This is a genomic window from Enterococcus nangangensis, assembly GCF_005405245.1.
Lineage (GTDB): Bacteria > Bacillota > Bacilli > Lactobacillales > Enterococcaceae > Enterococcus_J > Enterococcus_J nangangensis.
Map to the genome: position 1 here is coordinate 18098 of NZ_BJDR01000019.1, position 21327 is coordinate 39424.

The window sequence follows — 21327 nt, forward strand, 5'->3', positions numbered from 1 at the left end:
AAGTTCAAGGAGGAGTTCCATGAAAATTATTGTCATTGGTGGCATTGCTGCCGGAATGTCGGCGGTAGCCAAGGCGCAACGCCTATTACCAGAGGCCACCTTTATCGTCTATGAAAAAAGTAATTTAGTTAGCTTTGGCGCCTGTGGATTGCCTTATTATGTGGGGGGCTTTTTTGACGACCCAGCAGAAATGTTGGCACGGCGCAAAGAAGATTTTGAGAAAAAAGGCGTTAAAGTCAATACGCAACATGAAGTGCTCAGTGTTAACCCCAATGAAAAAAAATTAACTGTTAAAAACTTGGTGACGGGTGCCGTCTTTACTGAAACGTATGATCGTTTAATGATTGCCACAGGTGCACATCCGGTAATGCCGCCTTTTAACAATCACGAAGGCAAAGAAAATTTATTTTTCTTGCGCACCATGACTGACGGTGAAAATATTAAAAAATATCTCTTACAACCTGACGTGAAAAAGGTGACGATTATTGGCGCTGGCTTCATCGGTTTAGAATTAGTGGAAGCCATGAAAAATCGCGGTAAAGAAGTGACCGTCGTGCAACTGGACGAGCGAGTGATGCCGGAAATTTTTGATCCAGAATTTAGTACAATCATTCAAGACGAAATCGTCAAAGAGGGCGTAGCTTTACATTTGAGTGAAAGTGTTCAAGGCTTTATTGGTGAGAAAAAAATTACCACTGTCGTTACCAATAAAGGGGAATTAGCCACCGACTTAGTAATCGTTTCTACCGGCGTGCGCCCCAATACGGCCTTTTTAAAAGATACGGGCTTAAACTTAGCAAAAAATGGCGCCATTATCATTAATCATCAAGGTCAAACGAATCTGCCAGCTATTTATGCGGCGGGGGACTGTGCTACCATTCCCCATTTGGTTACTGGTGAAGCGGTGTATTCTCCTTTAGCAACGGTGGCTAATAAAATGGGCCGCATCGTCGGCGAAAACTTAGCTGGCCAAGAAGCTAGTTTTGCGGGTACGTTAGGCACTTCTGGCTTGAAAGTGTTGACGATGGAAGCAGCCCGCACCGGTTTAAATTTAAAAGAAGCGCAAGCGGCAGGTTTTAACGCTAAAGAAGTGCTGATTAAAGATAAAAACCAAACGAGTTATTATCCCGACCAACAAGACTTATTTATTAAATTAGTCTATGAAGCGACTACTAAACGAATTTTAGGCGGACAAATTGCCGGGAAAAAAGGCGCCGTCTTACGGATTGATGTCTTAGCTGTCGCCATCACTAAGGGAATGACCACTGAAGAATTAGGCTTCCTAGACGTTGTCTATGCACCGCCTTTTGCTCGCACGTGGGATGCCTTAAATATTGCCGGTAACGTTGCAAAATAAAAAAGGGAGGGGAGCGCTTTGGAGCAAGTTTTAGTAAAACGAGTTTCCATGACGGAAAAAATGTTACAGTTAGCTCCCTTTTTAGGCAGCTTTGAATTAACGCGACCCCTGAATGGGGGAACCTATACGTTGTGGGTGTTTACTTTAGGTTACGGAATTAGTTGTGGTGAACGTATTTTAGAAATCGGTGCAAAAAATCCTTTTGAAAATGTTGACGAACCCTACTATTTAGGACCAGAAAATTATTTAGCCAAGCGTCATGACGACTTTTACCAAATCGCCAGTGGCACAAAAATTATCTTAACTCCCGTACAATTGCAAACTTTCCAAATCAAAGAGCAACTCCAAGGAATGCTGGAAGTCGGGGGAAATTTACTCAAGAAGACACCCCCAACACCACCAGATTTAGAATTTATCGGTATTCAGGCGCGGGAATTTTTTCCTTATCGTCATCTTGTAACGCCTAAAGGTTTTTTGTGTGGTTCTTATGCTAGTTGTGTCTTGTTTTGTTATTTACAAGATCAGGGGCAATTGACGATTCCTTCTTCCTTAAGAGAAATCAAGAGTAACGAAAGTGAGAAGTTATCCCAAAGTTTAATTCATTGGCTACAACCGATTGACTTGCCCACGATTCCCGCACAAATTGCCCTAGGTTGGCGCCGCTTCTTTCATCATTACCGTATTCCTGTTAAAATTCATTTTCAAAGTTTGGGAGCCAAAGTGGCCGCTAAACGTTTGTTGCAACAAGAAGAGCCCTTTATCTTAGGCGTCTTAAAATATTTTGGCGCGACTTATGGCAATCACTGGGTAGTGTGCTATGCTTATAGTGAAGCATTTGGTCAGACTTTTTATCAGATTCATGATAACTGGGGAGATTACCGTAAAATCATCGCCGCAACTTGGGGAAATGGCTTAGTAAGTGTAAAAAAGCGTATCAATCCTTGAGAAAATATGTTATCGTACGAGAGTAAGGAAATGGAGGAAGCTCATGATACCCGAAGAACCAATGAAAATTTTTAGTTTAAATGCCAATCGCCCTTTAGCCGAAAAAATCGCGGCAGAACTTGATCAACCACTAGGAAAGTGTACTGTCAAACAATTTAGTGATGGTGAAATCGCCATTAACATTGAAGAAACAGTGCGCGGCTTCCATGTCTTTGTTATCCAAGCGACCAACGACCCGGTAAATGACCGCTGGCTGGAACTTTTAATTATGATTGATGCTTTAAAACGGGCCAGTGCCAAAACCATCAACGTGGTGATGCCGTATTACGGTTATGCCCGCCAAGATCGCACGACTAAGCCGCGGGAGCCCATTACGGCTAAACTTGTCGCCAACATGCTAGTCAAAGCTGGCGCTAGTCGTGTGCTAACCTTAGATTTACACACGGTGCAAGTCCAAGGATTCTTTGATATTCCCGTCGATAATTTATTCACGGTACCTTTGTTCTCCCAATATTATTTAGATAAAAACTTAGACCTCGAAAATCTCGTGGTGGTGGCGCCTAAAAACAGCGGCATCAGTCGTTCTCGCTCCTTAGCTAACGATTTAGATGTACCGATTGCCATCATTGACTACGCTAAAGATGAAACCGGCGCAAGCTTTGGTTACATTATCGGTGAAGTCCAAGATAAAATTTGTATCATGATTGATGATATCTGCAATACTGGTGTAACCTTTAGCCGCGGCTCACAAATTTTAGCTGAAGCGGGGGCCAAAGAAATTTACGCTTGTGCTTCCCATGCTATTTTCTCTAAAGGTGCCAAAGAACGCATCGCCGAAAGTCCTATTAAAGAGTTGTGTGTGACGGATTCGGTTTTAGTTGACGCACCAGAGTTAAAGGACAAGTTAGTGGAACTTTCCTGTAGCGCTTTAATGGCCGAAGCGATTCGACGGATTCATACCAATACCCCAATGAGTCCTTTATTTAAATTAAGCAAGAGCCATCAAGATAAAAAATAAACGAGAAGGAGTTGTGGCAAAAAAAGCTGCAACTCCTTTCCCCATCAGAAAAGGTGAACATGTTATGGCAGCAATTTATTTCGATCACGCAGCAACGACGCCGATGCATCCAGAAGTGGTAGCAGTAATGACCCAAGCCCTGACGGAAAGTTTTGGTAATCCCTCTAGCATTCATCAATTCGGACGGCGCGCGCACCAACAGTTAACAGCAGCGCGGCAAATTGTTGCGTCATCTTTAAACGCTAAACCCCACGAAATTATTTTTAATTCAGGCGGAACAGAAGGGGATAATACGGCAATCATCCAAACGGCGCTAGCTAGAAAAGCTGAAGGAATGCACATTATTACCACCGCCATTGAACATCCCGCCGTCCTAGAACCCATGAAGTATTTAGCTAGCCTTGGTTTTGATATTACTTATTTACCTGTAGATCAAACGGGGATGATTGCTTTAGCTGATTTGCAGGCCGCCTTACGACCGGAGACGATTCTTGTTTCCGTGATGTTTGCCAACAATGAAACGGGAAATATTTTACCTATTGCAGAAATTGGCGCCATCTTAAAGGCACATCCGGCGACTTTTCATGTGGATGCGGTGCAAGCGTATGGCGCTTTACCCATTGATGTCACAGCTTTAGGTATCGATCTTTTAAGTGTCTCCGCCCATAAATTTAACGGCCCCAAAGGTGTGGGCTTTTTATACAAAAAAGACGGCGTCAACTTCCCTAGCTTCTTAAAAGGTGGCGAGCAGGAAGAAAAACGGCGCGCCGGGACAGAAAATCTCCCAGGCATCTTAGGGATGGCTAAGGCCATTACCCTGCTTACCCCCGCCGAAAAAGCGCGGCGGAAAGTTTATCTGCAAAAATTAGCTGACACTTTAATCGCCCAACTAAAAGCTAGCGACATCGAGTTTTCTTTAAATGGCAATCTAGAAAATAAATTGCCCCACGTGCTAAATCTCCGCTTGCCCCGCGTGAACCACGACATCTTGTTAACGCGGTTAGACTTAGCCGGCATGGCGGTGTCTTCTGGTTCGGCCTGTACAGCAGGGAACATCGAACCTTCCCACGTGCTGGCGGCGATGTATGGTGAAGAGAGCCCCATTTTAAAAGAAAGTTTGCGAGTATCTTTCGGCTATGAAAATACCTTAGAAGAAGTGGAACAGTTTAGCCAACGTTTAATTGCCGAAGTCAGCCGACTGCAAAAAAAAGACTAGCCACTTTTCCCTAAAGTTCGCTATAATAGGAAGTAGCAAATAAAATGACGAGGTGAAGGAAATGTCCTTTCAAAAATCAGCAACAGTTCTTGGTTGTCCTAAAATGTATCGCTTAAATCCTAGTGCCAAACGTTACACGTTACGCGATAACGGCTTTACCGTGACGAACGGTGGTAACTTCCAATTAATTTTACCTTTACAAGCAACACCCCAAAGTCGAGAAGGTTTTAAATTAAAAATTACCGTGGATGAAGCTATCCAAACTTTGAAAATGTCCATCACCACAGCCAATGGTTTAAAAGCGGTGAACTTGTTTAAAGACGACCAACACAAAATGTTGCAAGATAAATTTTACTTCTTACTTGCCGGCATGATTGATCGCGGCTTATTTGAAGAAGTGGCATAAATAGTTTTTTTACTTGTAGAAGAAAGAAGGCTGGGAAGATGACTTGGGTATTTTTTGGACTATTGATGGTTGCTTTAGGTACAGTATCTCATCAACAAGCAGAAATAAAGAAATTAAAAACCGATATCTTCTTTGCTAAAAAAGACTAATCCACCGAAGCTAGACGTTTACTAGTAATGGAAAATCTTTCCCCTACTGAGGCAGTGAAAATTCTGCAAAAAAACTATATCGGCTTGTCCCAAGGAATAGCCGAAAAAGTTGTGCAGCAAGTTTCAGCTATTCTTCTGGAAACTGAAAAGTAAGTAAAATAAAAACGACAACGTCCTCTCAACATAAAAGGACGTTGTCGTTTTTGCGTTTTCTTTAGTTAAAACTAAGATTGTAAGTCCCAGGTTCAGCCCAAATTTCGACGCGGTATTTCACATGGCGTTCAAGCTTAGTTATAGTTGTCGCCTGTCCTGGCTGCAGCGTGACAGTTGCTATTTCTTTTTGTATGTCCTGTTGAAAAATTTTAAGGGTCACGGTCTGTGGGTTACTAACATCACTAACGATTTCTTTCTTGAAATGGAATCCAGTAAAGGTGACGACTGCTGTTTTTCCCTGAGTATCTTGCAGCAGGGCATCTTTTTCACCATCTTTCACGACTGCTACAAAATGTTGTTCTTTAGCAATCAGGCCATCTAAATAATGGGTATTCGTGTAAATACCATACCCTGAGGCGACAGAAAATAAACTTAAAATAAGGACTAACGGAATTAAAATCCGTAACCAACGCTTGCGACTGACGTTCTTTTTTTGTTCGTGACTCACTTCTTCCACCATAACTGGATCCTCCCTAAGTAGTTGATCTAAAGAGACGTCAAGAATATCGCTTAAGGTCAAAATTAAATCAAGATCAGGATAGTTCCTCCCAATTTCCCAATTAGAGACCGACGAGCGGGAAACATTTAATTGTGCCGCTAAGTCTGCTTGCGTTAAATTTTTTTCTTTGCGAAATGTTTTAATCCGTTCACCAATCGCCACCATCTTGCCACCTCCCACATCTTTATTAAAGAGCAATCCGCGTTACTAAGCTAGCGCGCGTTTCACACATTATACAATTTCTTTCCATCATTTGGAAGAATCGCCGTCAAATAGCCTTGCCACGATTTGTGGCAAGGCTATTTTAGCAAAAAAGATAGTAAATGTTGATAAATTTTGGTACTTTTTTGGTGAACAAAAAAACTTTAGGAGGAATCATCATGAAAAAATTTTTTATTAGCAGTGCTTTTTGCGTATCGTTACTTTTCTCAATGTCATTTGCCATTTCAAAAGTTTCCGCCAATGAAGTTCAAGACGAGAGTTTTAAAAGTAGTAATGAAATTTTAGTTAGTTGGCACGGGACAGCTAATCTAGTTTCAGATGCTTATAATAATATCACATCATCGAATAATATTTTTACGGACTCTCCCGTTATTATAAGCGATGCATCTAACAAAGCAACAGTTTATATCATGGTGGTAAATGAAAGCGGCGAGCAACTGGGAAGTATCAAAACATTGTCTCCGGGGAGTTCTGTTACTTTAGGGCCGATTCCATGGGATAGTGGAACCTACACTATTAAAGGAAAGGCGCCAAGTAGTAGTAATGAAGGTGTATATACATTCACTGTTGATTGAGAGCTTAACGTAATTGAGGGCCTGAAAGGAGGATAGCATGGTCAAGATAATTACGAGAAGATAGATTTTAAATGCCTAAAATTGGGTTTTTGAACTAGTATCCGGCTTTCTTTTTAGAATAATATAATTAGGAGATGAAATTATGAATAAAAAAGCCATAATTGGAATTGGAACATGTCTTTTGACTCTAGGAGCAGCTTCAATGGTCAGCGCAGGTGGCTCTTGGTCAGAGTCGCTTACCTTTGATGTTAAAGGGGTAAATAGTAGTACGGTTGGCAATTGGGATACTCAAAGTAAAAATAAAGTAACAGACGACGCCCAAGCGAGCTTCCATTCAATTGCTCGCTCTAGTTGGAGCGGTATGGACGGTCGTGTTGTAAATAGTGATGGTGTATCTCGTTCTTCGTGGGCTAGAAATCTAGATCCGGGAATAACTGTGGATGTGGATACTACTGCTTCTAATGGATATGCATATGTTCCTGAGATAAGTTCGGATATTACTCAAATAGGAACAGACTCTATCAGTTTTAAGTGGAGTCCGGATAATCCAGATTAATAAAGAAATTTGCTCTTTGTGTGGTTTAAAACAGAGGGCTGAATACATAGTAAGAAAATACACCTGGGGGAATAAATATGTTTAACGCGACGATTAATCGAGCATTCAAGAATAAATTTTTTTTCTTTGCGGTGCTAATAGGGACTGTTTCAGGATTGATGGGTTTAGTTTCTTATCATCAAGATGTACAGTTTTCTCTTGCGGCAGGACATTTGGAAAATATTTCTGCCTACAGTGCATGGCTATATTGCCTCTCTTTAGGATCAGGATCAATTTTCCGAGTGATTGTGCCACTTCTAGTAGCTTTGCCTTTTGCCGATTCCTTATTAAGAGATAAAAAAATAGGGTATCAGAATTATATCTTGACTCGGACGAGTTATCGGCATTTTTTTCTAACACGAGTCTTAGTAAATGGCCTTGTTGGCGGCTCCACAGTCGTGTTGCCGATGTTAATCTGGTTGATTATTAGTTTTGTGGTGTATCCAGCAAACTTACCTATAAAAAATTTAAATTACTTGTTAGCAGATCCGATGGCAGGCGTTTTTTATGGAGGTACACCAATTTTTTATATTTTGATATTGATCCTTATGGGTTTTGTCTTTGGATTTCTGTATGCTAGTTTTAGTTTAGGCATGTCTGGTTTTACTACCAATCGATACGTTGTGATAGCTTCTTCGTTTTTATTGTATCTTATTTTGCTACTTGTTTCTCAAGCAATGCAAATACGCTCTTTAATTCCTTTATTGTTAATTACACCGTATGAAGCTTACCCTATTTCCAGTTTTAATATTATCGCGCAGTTTTTACTAATTTTTTTTATTACTCTTTCTTTATTGAGTGGGACATATCGTCAAGGAAGGGAGGACCTGTCATGAAAAAGATAAATAAAAAATTTGTTTTTGGGGAGTGGTCATATCAACTTTTCCAAGTGAAATGGTTTTTGTACTTTTTTCTTGCGTGTTTAGGGAGTTTATTTTGTATAAAGCAAGTTACAGAGCTAGGTGTAGGACTAGATGTAAAGATGTCTGTTTCGGATGTGGTGCTCTTTTTCTACAGTCTTTCCAATAATTTTTATTTGTTTGTGCTACCGCTGTATCTAGTTTTGATTTTAAATGCAATGAAAGACAAAGATATGGAATTGTTTTATTATCTTAAATTTCATCAAAGAAAAGATTTTTTAATTAATAAATTGGGAGTAATCACTTTGTTGACAGGAACATTTGTCTTTCTGGGATTTACCCTTGCTTCATTGATTAGTATGTTCGCTTTGCCTATCCAAACACAGTGGCGTTCTTTCCCAGAAATTAGTACTGTATATCTAAATAAGGATTTGTATGTATATCCAGGTGGTCTAGTAGTCATTTGGACGGGAGGTCTTGTGTTCTTATCCTTACTGGCTACAGGATTTCTTTTATTTTTTTTAAGTCTTTATATTCACAAAAAAGCAGTTTTACTTGGTTTAGGTTTAGCAGGATGCTTCTTTTTGCTAATTTTGGAAAATTTTTTTCACAAAGAGGGAATGGTAAATTTGCTATTACCTAACAGGCAAACCTTTTTAAGATATCAAACATTTAATACAATAGGGCATATCTATCCATTTTTCTATTGGATAGTTTTGCTCTTACTATTAAGTATTTTTATTTTTAGACGCTATAAAAAAATGGACTTTTTAGGTGGAAATGATGAACAATAAACAAATAATACGGTTGCTACAGACATACTTTTTAGCGGCCAATCGTAAACGTTTTGCTCTGTTCATGGTTATAAATCTAATTTGTCTTTCCTTACATTATAGTTTTGAAATCTTTTATACGAGGAATAGATTTTCAAGTTTACAAGCAGGAATAAATAAAATATATGGTGGAATAGGTATAAATTCTAACCTTGTAGAAATTATTTTTTGGTTTCTTCCTATTTTCCTTTTTGCTCTATATCTCCAGACAGTTAGTGTTCCTGAAAACTTAATTTATATTTTATATCGTCAACACACAAAGAGAAAAATGATTATTGCGCAATTTTTGTTTTATTTACTCTTGAGTAGTATGTATTGTCTTTGCTATCTAGGGATAAATTTTTTAATTGGAGTTATTGCAATACACAATATAGATGTAAGTTATGGTCGTCTGCTAATTATTTATCTTATACAGTGGTCCAATTTTTTTACAATAAGTTTATTTTTCTTAATGTTCGTCTATGGATTGAAAAGTTATCAATTGGGAGGAACGCTGACAAGTATAATTCTTTTGAGTAATGGCTTCATTGCTAATGAAAAAGTTTTAAAATTTTTACCAGGAGCATCGACAAGTACGCTACGTTATGGGAAAGAATTTCTAAAATCTGAATTAGTAATTTTTGATATTAAAAGTGCATTTGTTTGGAATACAGTGTACGCGCTTCTTTTGTTGGGGTTGATTAGCATTCGATATTTGACCCATTCAGACGAAGAACTATGGCAGCTAGACAAATAGGAAGGTGTTACTTTATGGAAATTATTACAATAAAAAATGTATCAAAGACAATTAAAGGGCGAAGAGTTTTGCAAGATATAAATTTATCTATCGAAAAAGGACGAACATATGGAGTTGTTGGACATAATGGCTCTGGGAAAACGATGCTCTTCCGCTTGATACTAGGATTGATTAAACCTACTGAAGGTACTATAACTGTAGATGCACAGGTGAGTTTTGGTGCAACTATTGAAAATCCTTCCTTTTTAGGGGAATATTCAGGCTTTCAAAATTTAAAATTACTTGCAAATATTAATCAGAAAATAACGAACGAACAAATTTGCCAAACCATTGCAGAAGTGGGACTTGATCCTGACAGCAAAGAAAAAGTGAAATCCTATTCACTAGGAATGAAACAAAAGTTAGCGCTGGCACAAGCACTAATGGAAAAGCCAAGTGTTTTAGTGTTAGATGAACCAACAAATGGTTTAGACAATGATAGCGTCCTTCAAATTCGTAGACTATTAAAAGAAGAACATGAAAAAGGAACAACGATCATCTTTACTAGCCATAATGTTGAAGATGTTAAAGAATTAGCACAAGAAGTGTTAGAAATGAACGATGGTGTGCTTACACACAGTAGGATGCTAGAATAAAAAGAAGATAGAAACGGTGATTGGTAATTAAATTAAAAGAGATTCTTTTACAAATAATCCTCCTTTAAAAGAAATCTCAGATGATTTTTTACGGAAAATAGTGTAGAATTAGCGTTACTGATTTAAGCGACCTTCAAATCGTGGCGAATTAGAATTCTAATGAAATGATGGTGAGAAGTTTGACGGATAATAGTCAAATTCGAGTAGTTGTAGGGATGTCTGGTGGCGTGGATTCTTCTGTTACGGCACTTTTGCTAAAAGAGCAAGGGTACGACGTGGTGGGGGTCTTCATGAAAAACTGGGACGATACCGACGAAAATGGTGTCTGCACTGCTACTGAAGATTACAAAGATGTCGCCTTAGTGGCGGACGAGATTGGGATTCCGTATTACTCAATTAATTTTCAAAAAGAGTATTGGGATCGCGTCTTTGAATATTTTTTGGCAGAGTACCGCAGAGGACGCACGCCAAATCCTGATGTGATGTGCAACAAAGAAATTAAATTTAAAGCTTTCTTGGATTATGCTATGGACTTAGGGGCCGATTATGTGGCGACGGGCCACTATGCGCAAGTGGAAAAGCAAGCTGACGGCACGGTGAAAATGCTACGGGGTGTCGACAATAATAAGGATCAGACTTACTTTTTAAGTCAGCTGTCCCAAAGTCAATTAAGTAAAGTAATGTTTCCTTTAGGCGGCATGGAGAAAAAAGAAGTGCGGGCCATTGCAGAACGTGCTGGCTTAGCAACGGCTAAGAAAAAAGATTCCACCGGCGTGTGCTTTATTGGCGAGAAAAATTTCAAACACTTTTTAAGTCAATATTTGCCGGCGATTGGCGGACGTATGAAAACTTTAGACGGTGTGGATATGGGCAGTCATGATGGCTTAATGTATTACACCATTGGGCAACGCTCAGGGCTGGGGATTGGCGGCACGGGTAATGGGAACGAGCCGTGGTTTGTTGTGGGAAAAGATTTAACTACTAATACGCTTTATGTGGGTCAAGGGTTCCACAACGAAGCTTTGTATGCTGATTCCTTGGATGCCAGTGAGATTCACTTTACGACAGATACACCATTGCCGAGTGAATTTCGTTGTACGGCGAAGTTTCGTTATCGCCAACAAGATGTGCCCGTAACGGTTTATTTAAAACCAGAAGGCCAAGCAACGGTTATCTTTGATGAGCCAGTGCGGGCCATTACGCCAGGTCAAGCAGTAGTCTTTTATGATGAGATGGAATGTTTAGGTGGCGGCTTAATCGATTGCGCCTACCAAAATAAAAAAGTTTTACAATACGTTTAGTGGGCTTGAACGCAACAATAAAAAAACTCCAAGAAGTAAGCTGAATCGCTACTGCTTGGAGTTTCTTTAATTAGTGACAGAATGGTAATGGTAAGCTGTTGTCCGTACTACGAGGATACCGGCAAATAGCACAAGAAAAAAACAAAGGGCTAAAGAGAAAGACGACGAATAAAAGGCTAAGCACGAGTAAAAAAATAATGACGGGAGATTTTAAATAGCGTTCTTGGCCAACGATGTGGGCGGCACCAAACTTTTGCCACGCGTCAACTTGCAAGCGATATGTCGAATCACTCAAGTAGCGATTGTCGTCCACCTGGAGATAGCGAAAATCTTTAGCTAAAGTTAAAATTGAAATAAGTGAGACCAATCCTAATTCTAGCAGTAGGGCATAACGCACTAAAGTATATTTCATCAGCAATCCTCCTTATTTTTCAAAAAATATACACCATAAATAATGCTGTGTAAATCCAGAAAAAAGAAATCAAGCAGAAGTATTGAAAGTTGAGAGAAAAGCAGTTACGCTAGAACACGAGGTGACTGGAATGTATCAAGTAATCAAAATGTATGGGGACAATGAACCGTGGTGGTTTTTTGATGAGTGGCAAAAAGATATTGTGGAGATTAAAGAATTCTCTGAGCTACCTTTAGCAGAAAAATATTTTCACCAAGAAAGTAGTGCGTATCAAAAAAATTATCCTCATGAAAAATTTAAGGAGCCGTATCTGCAAGCCTTTTGGCAAGATGGGCAATCTCGTTGGTGTGAAGAATGCGATGATGATTTGCAACAATATCACGGCTTGCTCTTGTTAAAAGATTTTCAGAAGCTCACCATCAAAGAAAAAGGAACCACGCAACCCACAGGCGGCAAGAAGTGTTGTCGGATGCAACACCCACGGGCCTAGGAAAATAAAGGAGATTTATGGGAAAAAAATTAGTTTTAGCAGAAAAACCAAGTGTGGCACGGGAATTAGCACAAGTTTTAGGGGCCACCACTAAAAATAAAAATTATTTTGAAGGACCTAACTATATCGTGACCTGGGCGTTAGGTCATTTATTAAGCTTAAAAATGCCAGAAGACTTGAAACCAGAATGGAAGACGTGGAGTCTTGAAACACTCCCCATGGTTCCGAAAAAATGGGAAAACAAACCGCTCCCGAAAACCACGCCTCAACTGAAGGCCATTGCCACCTTAGCGAAAAGAAATGATGTGGTGGGCGGCGTCATTGCCACCGATTCTGGACGAGAAGGGGAACTAGTAGCGCGGGAAATTTTCCAATGGGTGCGTTTCAATAAACCTTTGGAACGTTTATGGATTTCTTCCCAGACGAAAAAAGCCATTCAAACGGGTTTTAAAGAATTAAAGCCAGCGAAAGCTTACGATAATTTATATTGGTCGGCACTGGCTCGCTCGCAAGCTGACTGGTTAGTGGGACTAAACGTGACGCGTGCTTTAACGGTGAAGTACCAAGATAGTTTATCCGCCGGCCGGGTGCAAACACCGACATTGGCTTACGTCAATACCGTGGCGGAAAAAATTGCGAAGTTTATGCCCCAAACTTATTACACCATTAGTTTAGAGTACCAAGGGGCCAAAGGAACACTCCAATTAAAAAATCCCCAACAGTTTGCGACCCAAGATGCGGCGGCTCAATTTATTGCCCCTTTAAATGGTAAGATTGGTGGGGTTACCACCTTCGAAGAAAAAGAAAAACGGGAAAAAGCGCCGTTGCCTTTTGACTTAACGGAATTACAACGGGTCGCCAATACAAAATATAATTTTTCGGCGAAACAAACCTTGTCCATTTTACAAAATTTATATGAGACGCATAAAATTGTCAGCTATCCCCGGACGGACTCCAAGTATTTAACCAAAGATTTGGCAGCGACCATGGGGGAACGGCTGCAAGCTATCGCTGGTTTTGCTGAAGAAGCGAAGCAATATTTACGAGCTGGCGCCAAAGTAACACAACCAGCTGTCTTTAATGATAGTAAAGTAACGGATCACTATGGTTTGATTCCCACTGAAGAAATGCCCCAAATTAATCGCTTAGATACCAACGAGTTAAAAATTTATCGCTTAATTGTGGAGCGCTTCTTAGGCTTGTTTGCCCAAGATCATATCACCAAGACGCGGCGGGTGATCGTCAGCTTTGGGGCACAGCAAGATTTTCTTTTTAAAGATAGTACTGTGGTGCAGGCGGGCTTTAAAGGAGAAAGTGCCGAGACGAAGACGGCACCACACTTTACCAAAGAAACTACCGTCAAAGGCAACTTCATCATTGAAAAAGCCTTAACGCAACCGCCAAAACTCGTAACAGAAGCAGGACTTTTAGGTTACATGGAGAAAAACTCTCTAGGGACACCCGCTACCCGAGCAGAAATCATTGAAAAATTAATTAAAAGTGAATTGATGATGCGGAATAGTGGTTCTTCCAGCTTGCAAGTTTCCCCTAAAGGACAGCAGTTGTTAAAATTAGTGAATCCTTCTTTAGTCACACCCGAACTCACTAGTAAATGGGAACAACAATTAGAAAAAATTGCCCAAGGAAAGTTAGACAATCGCACCTTTGTAGCGAATATTGAAAAAGATACACAAAACCTAGTGACGGAAATTAAAACTTCGGAAGCTAACTACCAAGATTTTTCCATCACTACGAAGAAATGTCCGGAATGTGATTCTCCTTTACGGGAAAAAAATACGCGGGACGGTAAAATTTATGTTTGTACGAATCCCGAATGTAGTTACCGTCGGCGGAAAGATCCAAAAGTTTCCAATCATCGTTGCCCAACTTGTCATAAGAAGATGGAAATTTTAGACGGTAAAAATGGCGCTTATTTCCGTTGCAAGTTCTGCGGCACCACTGAAAAAATGCCGGATAAAAAAGGCGGCGGTAAAAAAATGAATCAACATGAGGCCAAACGCTTGATGAAAAAAGTCAATCAAGAGTCAGAGCCGATGGAATCCCCACTAGCCGCCGCTTTAAAAGCCGCGATGAATAAAGAATAAAGGAAAAGGAGTGAGTCACACAATAGTGGGCTCGCTCCTTTTCACTATTTATTTTCAGCAGGTAAGATAATCGTCGGATTTTTTAAATCCACGCGGCTGATTTTTACAATACTGAAAGTAATCAGGGCCATCAGCACGCCAGTCACGATCAACAGCAGTGCGCCTTTTGGTAAAAGTGGCATGAAGTCTAAATCAAATAAAAAACCATAAACAATAATTCCTAAGGGCATCAAAATCGAGGAAGCCACCCCCGTGACGGCAAAGACCCGCCCTTGATAATGTTGGGGAATGTTTTTTTGGAGCCAAACATTGATGGGTACATTAATAAAAGTAATGGTAATACCCATTACAAAAGCAAGAAGCAGTAACAAAATAAATTGGATAAAGTGGGGGAGCGGGAAAAAGAGCACGAGGCCCATTAAAAAGTTACTTAAGGCAATAAGATAAGAAAAACTAATTCCTTGTCGAAAAACATAACGCGCAGGTTTAATGCGACCGATGATCATCCCAGATAACATAAAACCTAAAGAAAAGAGCGTATCGAAGAGTCCTAGTTGAAAAGTAGATGTTTTTAAACCATTCAGTAAAAGTACGGGTAAGCCAACGTTAATCACACTGCTAAAAAAATTCAAGGAAGCACCAATCACTAAAAAAATCAGCAAAAATTTTTGTTGACCAATAAAACGTAAGCCCGCTTTAAAACTATTATCGGGAGTAGCTACCGTTTCCTCAGGAGCTGCATCTTGCGTTGTAGGCTGAACATCCTGGTTATTTTCTTTAGCTTCAACAACTGCCGCCGCTTGACGCAGTGCCTGATAATTTTTCCCTAAAGAAAAATCGAGGGAGAGGGTAATAAGATAGGTAATGACCTCGGTGGTGATTTCTAAAATGACAAACAAGTAAAAAGGCAGTGCGGCGTACAAGATTGCCCCCAACATGGAAGAAAAAAGTCCCACCATGGAAGAAGCAGTTTGTTGGTAGCCGGCTAAACTTGTCAAATCATTTTCCGTAACCACTTGAATTTTGCTGGCGGTTTGGGCCGTACCGGTAAATTGATCAGAGATGCGCAAGACGACAATTAAAAGGGCACTGACTAAAAAGAAATGCTCCATCGTCAGATAAGTGTAAAGCATGTAGGCAATCAGGGCTAGGATGGTGCCCGCTTGGGAAATTAAAATAATCTTTTTGTGGTTATATTTATCCACGGTACTCCCCACAATGGGCATCAATAATAAAGCTACCAAGGGTCCCACAATCAGGGAAAAAGAAAAACTCATGGCTGAACCCGTGACTTTTAAAATCATTAGTCCCATGCCAAAGGAAAAAATGGAGCTGCCTAAAGTCCCCACAAAACTGGCGACGACAGATTTTTTTAATTGTCCCTTAGATTGTTGTTGTAAGTTTTCTAACGTATTCATGGTGTTACCCTCCTAATCTGCAGCTCATAAGTAGCAGCTGAACTTTGCTTATTTGCAGTGTAGCAAGAATAATTTGACACGCGCGAAAAATTCTACTATAGTGGAAAAAACTTGGAGGAGGTCAGCTAATGCATGAAGGAGCCTTGTTTCGCAAATTACGGAAAGAGCGCGGTTTAAGTATTAATGAAGTAGCGACGCCCAATCTTTCCCGGGCGTTTATTTCGAAGTTTGAACGGGGGGAAAGTCAAATTAGTTTGGCGCGTTTTAAAGAGTTAGTTTGGCAGTTAAATCTTTCTTTGGAAGAATTTTTTTACTATCAAGCTAAAGAAAGTCAGACGGCCTACACCTTATCCTTAAAAGATCAAGATTATTATTTTTCCGCACCTTATCTCACTGTTTATGATCCCCTCATGAAGATGGGGCAAAATGCTTCTTTAAGTACGGCAGACTTACAAGCTTACCGTGAAATGTTAGCGGAGTTACCCAAAGAAGTGGCGTGGGGCAAACATTTTAAAATTTTAGGCCAAGCGCTTCTTTATATTGAAGAATTTAACCAAGAAATGCGAGGCGCTAGTGCCGAGGTGCAAAAACAATTTAATTTGGAAGAGTTTGCCGCTAGTTATCACCAACAAGGACGTCCGATTATTAGTTATTTGTTCTCGGTAGAAAACTGGGGCATCTATGAATTAATTTTATTTCGTTCTAGCTTTTTTCTAATGCCTTTAGAAACCCTCCATAGTTTGTTAAAGACTGCTCTTGCTCGCAGCAAAGAATTAGAAGCTATCGCCGGCATGAATCAACTGCAGATGGATATTATTTTTGGGGCCTTCACGGCTTTTGCTAATTTTAAACGTTTTGCTTGGGCGCAAGAAACGCTAGACATTGCTGAAAGTCGCCTAAAGGATAAACGGGACTTCTTTAATTCGACGCTCCTTTTATTTTTTAAAGGCTGGAATTTTTTTATTCGGGGCGCCAAAGAAAAAGGCCAAGAAAAATGTCAGCAAGCTTTATCGATTTTTAAAATTTTACAACAGCCCAGTTATTATCAAGAACTGTTAAAAATTTACGAATGGATTGTGCAGGCCGTAGATCATCCTGAAAGTGGTGCGATGTTTTTGTAGGAGACAAAAAATTTTTTAGTGCTATCGGAAAAATGTCTAGTCATTTAACTTTTTTCTTTTCTGTGGTAGACTAAAGCTAATGAAAAATGAAAGGGGATTTATGATGACAACACGTACTGGCACACCATTTCCCGCCGACTTTTTATGGGGCTCTGCTTCAGCGGCTTACCAAGTAGAGGGCGCTTACCAAGAAGATGGCAAAGGCGTTTCCGTCTGGGATAAATTTGTAGAGATTCCCGGCAAAACTTTTAAAGGAACCAACGGCGAGACGGCTGTAGACCATTATCATCGCTACAAAGAAGATGTGCAGTTAATGAAGAAGATGGGCTTGAAAGCTTATCGTTTCTCCATTGCTTGGACGCGGATTTTACCTTTAGGCAAAGGAGCAGTGAACGAAGCCGGCTTAAAATTTTATCAAGACTTGGTGGATGAATTAATCGCCAACGATATTGAACCGGTGGTAACGATTTATCATTGGGATTTACCGCAAGCGCTACAAGATGAATATCAAGGTTTTGAATCGCGGCAATTAGTCGCTGATTTTGTCAACTATGCGACGATTTTATTTGAAGCTTTCCGTGGTAAAGTAAAATATTGGGTAAGCTTAAACGAACAAAATGTTTTCACTTCCATGGGCTACATGTTGGCGACACATCCGCCAGGTGTGGTGGATGCCAAACGTTTCTATCACGCTAACCACATCGCCAACTTATGTAACGCTGCCATCATTCAAAAGTTCCATCAATTAGGAATGCCGGGAAAAATTGGTCCTAGCTTTGCTTATACGCCAGCTTACAGCCTGGATGCCAATCCCCTTAACGAAGTAGCCCAAGTTAATGCCGAAGATTTCTTAAGTCATTTGTGGCTGGATGTTTATGCTTGGGGGGAATATCCGCGTCCTGTTTTAAAATATTTACAAGAGCATGACTTAATGTTTGAGTTTACCCCTGAAGATCGCCAACTTTTAAAAGCTGCTCGGCCTGATTTTATGGGGATTAATTATTACCAAACGGCTAGCTTTGCCTTTAATCCCTTGGAAAATGGCGTCGGGCAAGCGGAGATGAATACCACTGGTAAAAAGGGAACCGCTAAAGAAAGCGGCGTACCGGGGCTTTATAAAAAAGTTGCCAATCCTTTTGTGGAAAGAACTAACTGGGATTGGGAAATCGATCCGACTGGTTTACTCGTGGGCTTACGCCGTTTAGAGAGTCGTTACCGTTTGCCAATTTTAATTACGGAAAATGGTTTAGGAGAATACGACAAAGTAGAAGACGGAGCGATTCATGATAGCTACCGCATTGATTATTTAAGTAAACATGCCATGGCGATTCATGAAGCACTAGAGCAAGGGGTGGAAGTCTTAGGCTATTGCACCTGGTCTTTCACGGATTTACTCAGCTGGTTAAACGGCTATCAAAAACGTTATGGTTTTGTCTACGTAGATCAAGACGAAAAGCAAGATGGGAGCTTAACCCGCACCCCTAAAGATAGCTTCTATTGGTATCAAAAAGTTATCGCCACTAACGGTACTGCTTTATACGCCGACAAATAATTTTTCTTACAAGAACAATTGACGGAAAAAATAAAAACTTTGCCTACCAAACATACATTTGGTAGGTTTTTTGCTATAATAGCAATACGTAGAGGGGGACTTCAGTGTGGCGCAACAAAAGAAAAAAAAATTAACAAAAAAACAGCAACGGGAAAAAGAACGGTTAAGTTACGTCATTATGGGCTTAATCCTCGTCCTTTTTAGTTTCTTTGGTGGCTTTAAGCTAGGTTTTTTAGGCATCATGTTAGCGAACGTTTTCCGTTTTTTTGTAGGAAATGCTTACGGCTTGTTTGCCATCATGCTAGGAATTTATGGCGTGTTAGTGATCTTTAAAGGCGAGCTGCCTAAATTTAAAAAATTAAAACCCATTGCCGGGTTAAGTTTATTATTTTTAGCTTTACTCTTAGGCTTATCTGCTTGGCAATTTCGCGGCGGTTTAGCCAGTGACGGCAATGTCTTAACAATCTTTTTCAATAATCTTTTTGCCGATATTAAACAAGTGACAGTCAATTCTGATGTTGGCGGTGGCTTTTTCGGCGCACTTTTATATAGTGGCAGTTACTTTTTAGTTTCCCAAGTAGGTTCGTACTTATTAGTCGCCGTTCTGGCTTTATTTGGTTTCTTGCTTTTATTCAATGTTTCCTTTTTTGAAATGACGGAAAAAGTTGGCGATGCTACCCAATCAGTAGGCGGCCGAGTCGCAGAAAGACAAATGTCGAAAAAAGAAGCGCGGCAAGCTAAAAAAGCTGCGAAAATTGCCGCCAAAGAAGAGCGCTTGAAAGCTCAGGCTGAGGACAAACGTAAAAATGATGTCCGAGCTTTAACGCCAGGTGAGCGCCTCGCGCAAGAAGAAAAAGAACCAGCTGAACCAGTAGTGGAACAAACGTCTTTATTGATTGATCATTTTCAAAATGTCCCACCAGCTAATCCTGTGGTCCATGAGATGGATACCGTTGGCTTGCGGCCGCAAAAAGAAAAGGCCGCCAATGCTAATCCCGATGAAGCTGACGACGATGAAGATTTGAATTTTGAAATTCCGCAAGAGACGGAAGATCGCGATTACGTCTTACCACCAGCCAGTCTGTTGGATGACCGACCCCCTGTTGATCAAAGTGGGGAGTATCATAAAATTGAAGAAAACGTCAAAGTTTTGGAGCAAACCTTTGCCAGCTTCGGCGTGGACGCAAAAGTCGTGAAAGCTTCTTTAGGTCCGGCAGTGACAAAATTTGAAATTCAACCGGCAGTAGGGGTCAAGGTAAGTAAGGTCGTCGGCTTAACCGATGACATCGCCTTAGCTCTAGCCGCTAAAGATGTGCGGATGGAAGCGCCGATTCCCGGCAAATCTTTAATTGGGATTGAAGTGCCTAATGCGACGGTGTCCACCGTTTCCTTTAAAGAAATTATTGCCGACCAACCACCTCATCCAGACCGTTTGTTGGAAGTGCCTTTAGGGCGCGACATTTCTGGAAAAATTATTTACGCCGACTTAGCGAAAATGCCCCACTTATTAATTGCCGGTTCTACCGGGAGTGGGAAGTCGGTGGCCATTAATGGCATCATTACTTCTTTATTGATGCAAGCTAAACCTCACGAAGTAAAACTTATGATGGTGGATCCTAAGATGGTGGAGCTGAATGTCTATAACGGCATTCCTCATTTGCTAACGCCGGTGGTTACTAATCCAAAAAAAGCGGCCCAAGCTTTGCAAAAAGTCGTCCAAGAAATGGAACAACGTTACGAAAAATTTGCCGCCTTGGGTGTTCGGAATATGTCAGGCTACAATGAACTGGTGATTCAAAGTAATTTAGAAAATGGCACAGCTGATCCTTTGATGCCCTTTATCGTCGTTATTGTGGATGAATTAGCCGACTTAATGATGGTGGCTAGTAACGAAGTGGAAGATGCGATTATTCGTTTAGCGCAAATGGCGCGAGCCGCGGGGATTCATATGATTTTAGCTACCCAACGCCCAAGTGTCGACGTCATTACCGGGATTATTAAAGCCAACGTCCCATCCCGGATGGCTTTTGCCGTTAGCTCAGGGACGGACTCCCGGACGATTATCGATTCCAATGGGGCTGAAAAACTTTTAGGCCGTGGCGACATGCTCTTCTTGCCCATGGGGGAAAATAAACCGATTCGGGTCCAAGGCGCCTTCATTTCCGACCATGAAGTGGAACGGGTGGTAAAATTTGTGACGGACCAACGTCAAGCTGAATATCGGGAAGATATGATGGTGACGGAAGAATCCATGGCAAGTGGCGGTAATGGGGCTGAAAGTCAAGATGAACTTTTTGATGATGCCAAAGCCTTAGTTGTGGATATGCAAACCGCCAGCGTTTCTTTATTACAACGACGCTTCCGCATCGGATATAACCGCGCGGCCCGTCTCGTGGATGAACTAGAAGCAGCCGGCGTGGTGGGACCTTCTGAAGGAAGCAAGCCGCGGAAAGTTTTACTTGAAGCGGAACCAGAAGATGAACCTTTAGAATAAAAAAGACAGACGATGCTAAGAGAAAAATTTTTCTTTTAGCATCGTCTTTTTGTTGAAATTTTAAGAAAGGTAGCTTCAGCTTTTCACAGCAAGGCAGCTGTCAAGCGAAAGGGAAATTGTCCCAAAATGTGGCCCCTCATTTGTCTCAAAAGTTTTTCAAACTTTCTATACAAAT

20 protein-coding genes are annotated in these 21327 nt (G+C 40.6%); 17 read left to right on the forward strand and 3 right to left on the reverse strand.

Annotated features, from left to right (window positions below; all coding sequences use genetic code 11):
- Positions 1-19: 19 nt before the first annotated feature.
- The 5 genes from FFM57_RS07040 to FFM57_RS07060 all read left to right on the forward strand — a co-directional run bounded on the left by FFM57_RS07040 (position 20) and on the right by FFM57_RS07060 (position 4942).
- A complete protein-coding gene (locus FFM57_RS07040; protein ID WP_137599806.1) occupies positions 20-1357 on the forward strand; it encodes a CoA-disulfide reductase in 1338 nt (445 codons plus the stop codon).
- 18 nt (positions 1358-1375) lie between these two features.
- Positions 1376-2302, forward strand: a complete 927-nt coding sequence (locus tag FFM57_RS07045; RefSeq protein WP_137599807.1) for a hypothetical protein — start codon at positions 1376-1378, stop codon at positions 2300-2302.
- Positions 2303-2345: 43 nt separating this feature from the next.
- Positions 2346-3320, forward strand: a complete 975-nt coding sequence (locus FFM57_RS07050; RefSeq protein ID WP_137599808.1) for a ribose-phosphate diphosphokinase — start codon at positions 2346-2348, stop codon at positions 3318-3320.
- Positions 3321-3384: 64 nt separating this feature from the next.
- Positions 3385-4536 (forward strand): cysteine desulfurase family protein, encoded by a 1152-nt coding sequence (locus tag FFM57_RS07055; RefSeq protein ID WP_137599809.1) that lies wholly within the window; start codon positions 3385-3387, stop codon positions 4534-4536.
- Positions 4537-4597: 61 nt separating this feature from the next.
- Complete coding sequence (locus FFM57_RS07060) at positions 4598-4942, forward strand: DUF1831 domain-containing protein (RefSeq protein WP_137599810.1); 345 nt, start codon at positions 4598-4600, stop codon at positions 4940-4942.
- Between the two features lie 363 nt (positions 4943-5305).
- On the opposite strand, the gene FFM57_RS07065 is transcribed toward FFM57_RS07060, so the two are convergent.
- Entirely contained in the window at positions 5306-5968 is a 663-nt protein-coding gene (locus FFM57_RS07065) for a helix-turn-helix domain-containing protein (protein WP_246023450.1), read from the reverse strand.
- Positions 5969-6183: 215 nt separating this feature from the next.
- Between FFM57_RS07065 and FFM57_RS07070 the strand changes: the two genes are divergently transcribed.
- The 7 genes from FFM57_RS07070 (at position 6184) to mnmA (ending at position 11560) form a co-directional block, all read left to right on the forward strand.
- Positions 6184-6600, forward strand: coding sequence for a hypothetical protein (locus FFM57_RS07070; RefSeq protein WP_137599811.1), 417 nt, complete (start codon positions 6184-6186; stop codon positions 6598-6600).
- A 142-nt stretch (positions 6601-6742) separates the two neighbouring features.
- Entirely contained in the window at positions 6743-7156 is a 414-nt protein-coding gene (locus tag FFM57_RS07075; protein ID WP_137599812.1) for a hypothetical protein, read from the forward strand.
- Between the two features lie 77 nt (positions 7157-7233).
- Positions 7234-8031 (forward strand): hypothetical protein, encoded by a 798-nt coding sequence (locus FFM57_RS07080; RefSeq protein WP_137599813.1) that lies wholly within the window; start codon positions 7234-7236, stop codon positions 8029-8031.
- A complete protein-coding gene (locus FFM57_RS07085) occupies positions 8028-8849 on the forward strand; it encodes a hypothetical protein (RefSeq protein ID WP_137599814.1) in 822 nt (273 codons plus the stop codon). The genes FFM57_RS07080 and FFM57_RS07085 overlap by 4 nt, the downstream gene beginning before the upstream one ends.
- Entirely contained in the window at positions 8839-9624 is a 786-nt protein-coding gene (locus tag FFM57_RS07090; protein ID WP_137599815.1) for a hypothetical protein, read from the forward strand. Before FFM57_RS07085 ends, FFM57_RS07090 begins: the two co-directional genes overlap by 11 nt.
- Positions 9625-9638: 14 nt before the next feature.
- On the forward strand, positions 9639-10259 hold the full coding sequence (locus FFM57_RS07095; protein WP_137599816.1) for an ABC transporter ATP-binding protein: 621 nt from the start codon (positions 9639-9641) through the stop codon (positions 10257-10259).
- Between the two features lie 179 nt (positions 10260-10438).
- Positions 10439-11560 (forward strand): tRNA 2-thiouridine(34) synthase MnmA, encoded by a 1122-nt coding sequence (gene mnmA / locus FFM57_RS07100; RefSeq protein WP_137599826.1) that lies wholly within the window; start codon positions 10439-10441, stop codon positions 11558-11560.
- A gap of 70 nt (positions 11561-11630) precedes the next feature.
- On the opposite strand, the gene FFM57_RS07105 is transcribed toward mnmA, so the two are convergent.
- Positions 11631-11972 (reverse strand): hypothetical protein, encoded by a 342-nt coding sequence (locus FFM57_RS07105; RefSeq protein ID WP_137599817.1) that lies wholly within the window; start codon positions 11970-11972, stop codon positions 11631-11633.
- A 130-nt stretch (positions 11973-12102) separates the two neighbouring features.
- Between FFM57_RS07105 and FFM57_RS07110 the strand changes: the two genes are divergently transcribed.
- The gene (locus FFM57_RS07110) at positions 12103-12462 is read left to right on the forward strand and encodes a DUF1033 family protein (protein WP_137599818.1); all 360 of its coding nucleotides are present in this window, start codon (positions 12103-12105) and stop codon (positions 12460-12462) included.
- A 17-nt stretch (positions 12463-12479) separates the two neighbouring features.
- Positions 12480-14567, forward strand: a complete 2088-nt coding sequence (locus tag FFM57_RS07115) for a DNA topoisomerase 3 (protein ID WP_137599819.1) — start codon at positions 12480-12482, stop codon at positions 14565-14567.
- Between the two features lie 44 nt (positions 14568-14611).
- Here FFM57_RS07115 and FFM57_RS07120 read toward each other — a convergent pair whose 3' ends face one another.
- Positions 14612-15985 (reverse strand): MFS transporter, encoded by a 1374-nt coding sequence (locus FFM57_RS07120; RefSeq protein WP_137599820.1) that lies wholly within the window; start codon positions 15983-15985, stop codon positions 14612-14614.
- A 128-nt stretch (positions 15986-16113) separates the two neighbouring features.
- On the opposite strand from FFM57_RS07120, the gene FFM57_RS07125 reads away from it, so the two are divergent.
- The 3 genes from FFM57_RS07125 (at position 16114) to FFM57_RS07135 (ending at position 21152) form a co-directional block, all read left to right on the forward strand.
- Complete coding sequence (locus tag FFM57_RS07125) at positions 16114-17106, forward strand: helix-turn-helix domain-containing protein (protein ID WP_137599821.1); 993 nt, start codon at positions 16114-16116, stop codon at positions 17104-17106.
- A gap of 103 nt (positions 17107-17209) precedes the next feature.
- The gene (locus tag FFM57_RS07130) at positions 17210-18658 is read left to right on the forward strand and encodes a glycoside hydrolase family 1 protein (protein ID WP_137599822.1); all 1449 of its coding nucleotides are present in this window, start codon (positions 17210-17212) and stop codon (positions 18656-18658) included.
- Between the two features lie 106 nt (positions 18659-18764).
- Complete coding sequence (locus FFM57_RS07135; RefSeq protein WP_137599823.1) at positions 18765-21152, forward strand: DNA translocase FtsK; 2388 nt, start codon at positions 18765-18767, stop codon at positions 21150-21152.
- Positions 21153-21327 lie beyond the last annotated feature (175 nt).

Excerpts from the sequence above, each read along its gene's own strand:
- FFM57_RS07040 (WP_137599806.1), top strand. The coding sequence starts at position 20 with ATGAAAATTATTGTCATTGGTGGCATTGCTGCCGGAATGTCGGCGGTA.
- FFM57_RS07050 (WP_137599808.1), top strand. The coding sequence starts at position 2,346 with ATGATACCCGAAGAACCAATGAAAATTTTTAGTTTAAATGCCAATCGC.
- FFM57_RS07055 (WP_137599809.1), top strand. The coding sequence starts at position 3,385 with ATGGCAGCAATTTATTTCGATCACGCAGCAACGACGCCGATGCATCCA.
- FFM57_RS07060 (WP_137599810.1), top strand. The coding sequence starts at position 4,598 with ATGTCCTTTCAAAAATCAGCAACAGTTCTTGGTTGTCCTAAAATGTAT.
- FFM57_RS07065 (WP_246023450.1), bottom strand. The coding sequence starts at position 5,968 with ATGGTGGCGATTGGTGAACGGATTAAAACATTTCGCAAAGAAAAAAAT.
- FFM57_RS07070 (WP_137599811.1), top strand. The coding sequence starts at position 6,184 with ATGAAAAAATTTTTTATTAGCAGTGCTTTTTGCGTATCGTTACTTTTC.
- FFM57_RS07075 (WP_137599812.1), top strand. The coding sequence starts at position 6,743 with ATGAATAAAAAAGCCATAATTGGAATTGGAACATGTCTTTTGACTCTA.
- FFM57_RS07080 (WP_137599813.1), top strand. The coding sequence starts at position 7,234 with ATGTTTAACGCGACGATTAATCGAGCATTCAAGAATAAATTTTTTTTC.
- FFM57_RS07085 (WP_137599814.1), top strand. The coding sequence starts at position 8,028 with ATGAAAAAGATAAATAAAAAATTTGTTTTTGGGGAGTGGTCATATCAA.
- FFM57_RS07090 (WP_137599815.1), top strand. The coding sequence starts at position 8,839 with ATGAACAATAAACAAATAATACGGTTGCTACAGACATACTTTTTAGCG.
- FFM57_RS07095 (WP_137599816.1), top strand. The coding sequence starts at position 9,639 with ATGGAAATTATTACAATAAAAAATGTATCAAAGACAATTAAAGGGCGA.
- FFM57_RS07105 (WP_137599817.1), bottom strand. The coding sequence starts at position 11,972 with ATGAAATATACTTTAGTGCGTTATGCCCTACTGCTAGAATTAGGATTG.
- FFM57_RS07110 (WP_137599818.1), top strand. The coding sequence starts at position 12,103 with ATGTATCAAGTAATCAAAATGTATGGGGACAATGAACCGTGGTGGTTT.
- FFM57_RS07115 (WP_137599819.1), top strand. The coding sequence starts at position 12,480 with ATGGGAAAAAAATTAGTTTTAGCAGAAAAACCAAGTGTGGCACGGGAA.
- FFM57_RS07120 (WP_137599820.1), bottom strand. The coding sequence starts at position 15,985 with ATGAATACGTTAGAAAACTTACAACAACAATCTAAGGGACAATTAAAA.
- FFM57_RS07125 (WP_137599821.1), top strand. The coding sequence starts at position 16,114 with ATGCATGAAGGAGCCTTGTTTCGCAAATTACGGAAAGAGCGCGGTTTA.
- FFM57_RS07130 (WP_137599822.1), top strand. The coding sequence starts at position 17,210 with ATGACAACACGTACTGGCACACCATTTCCCGCCGACTTTTTATGGGGC.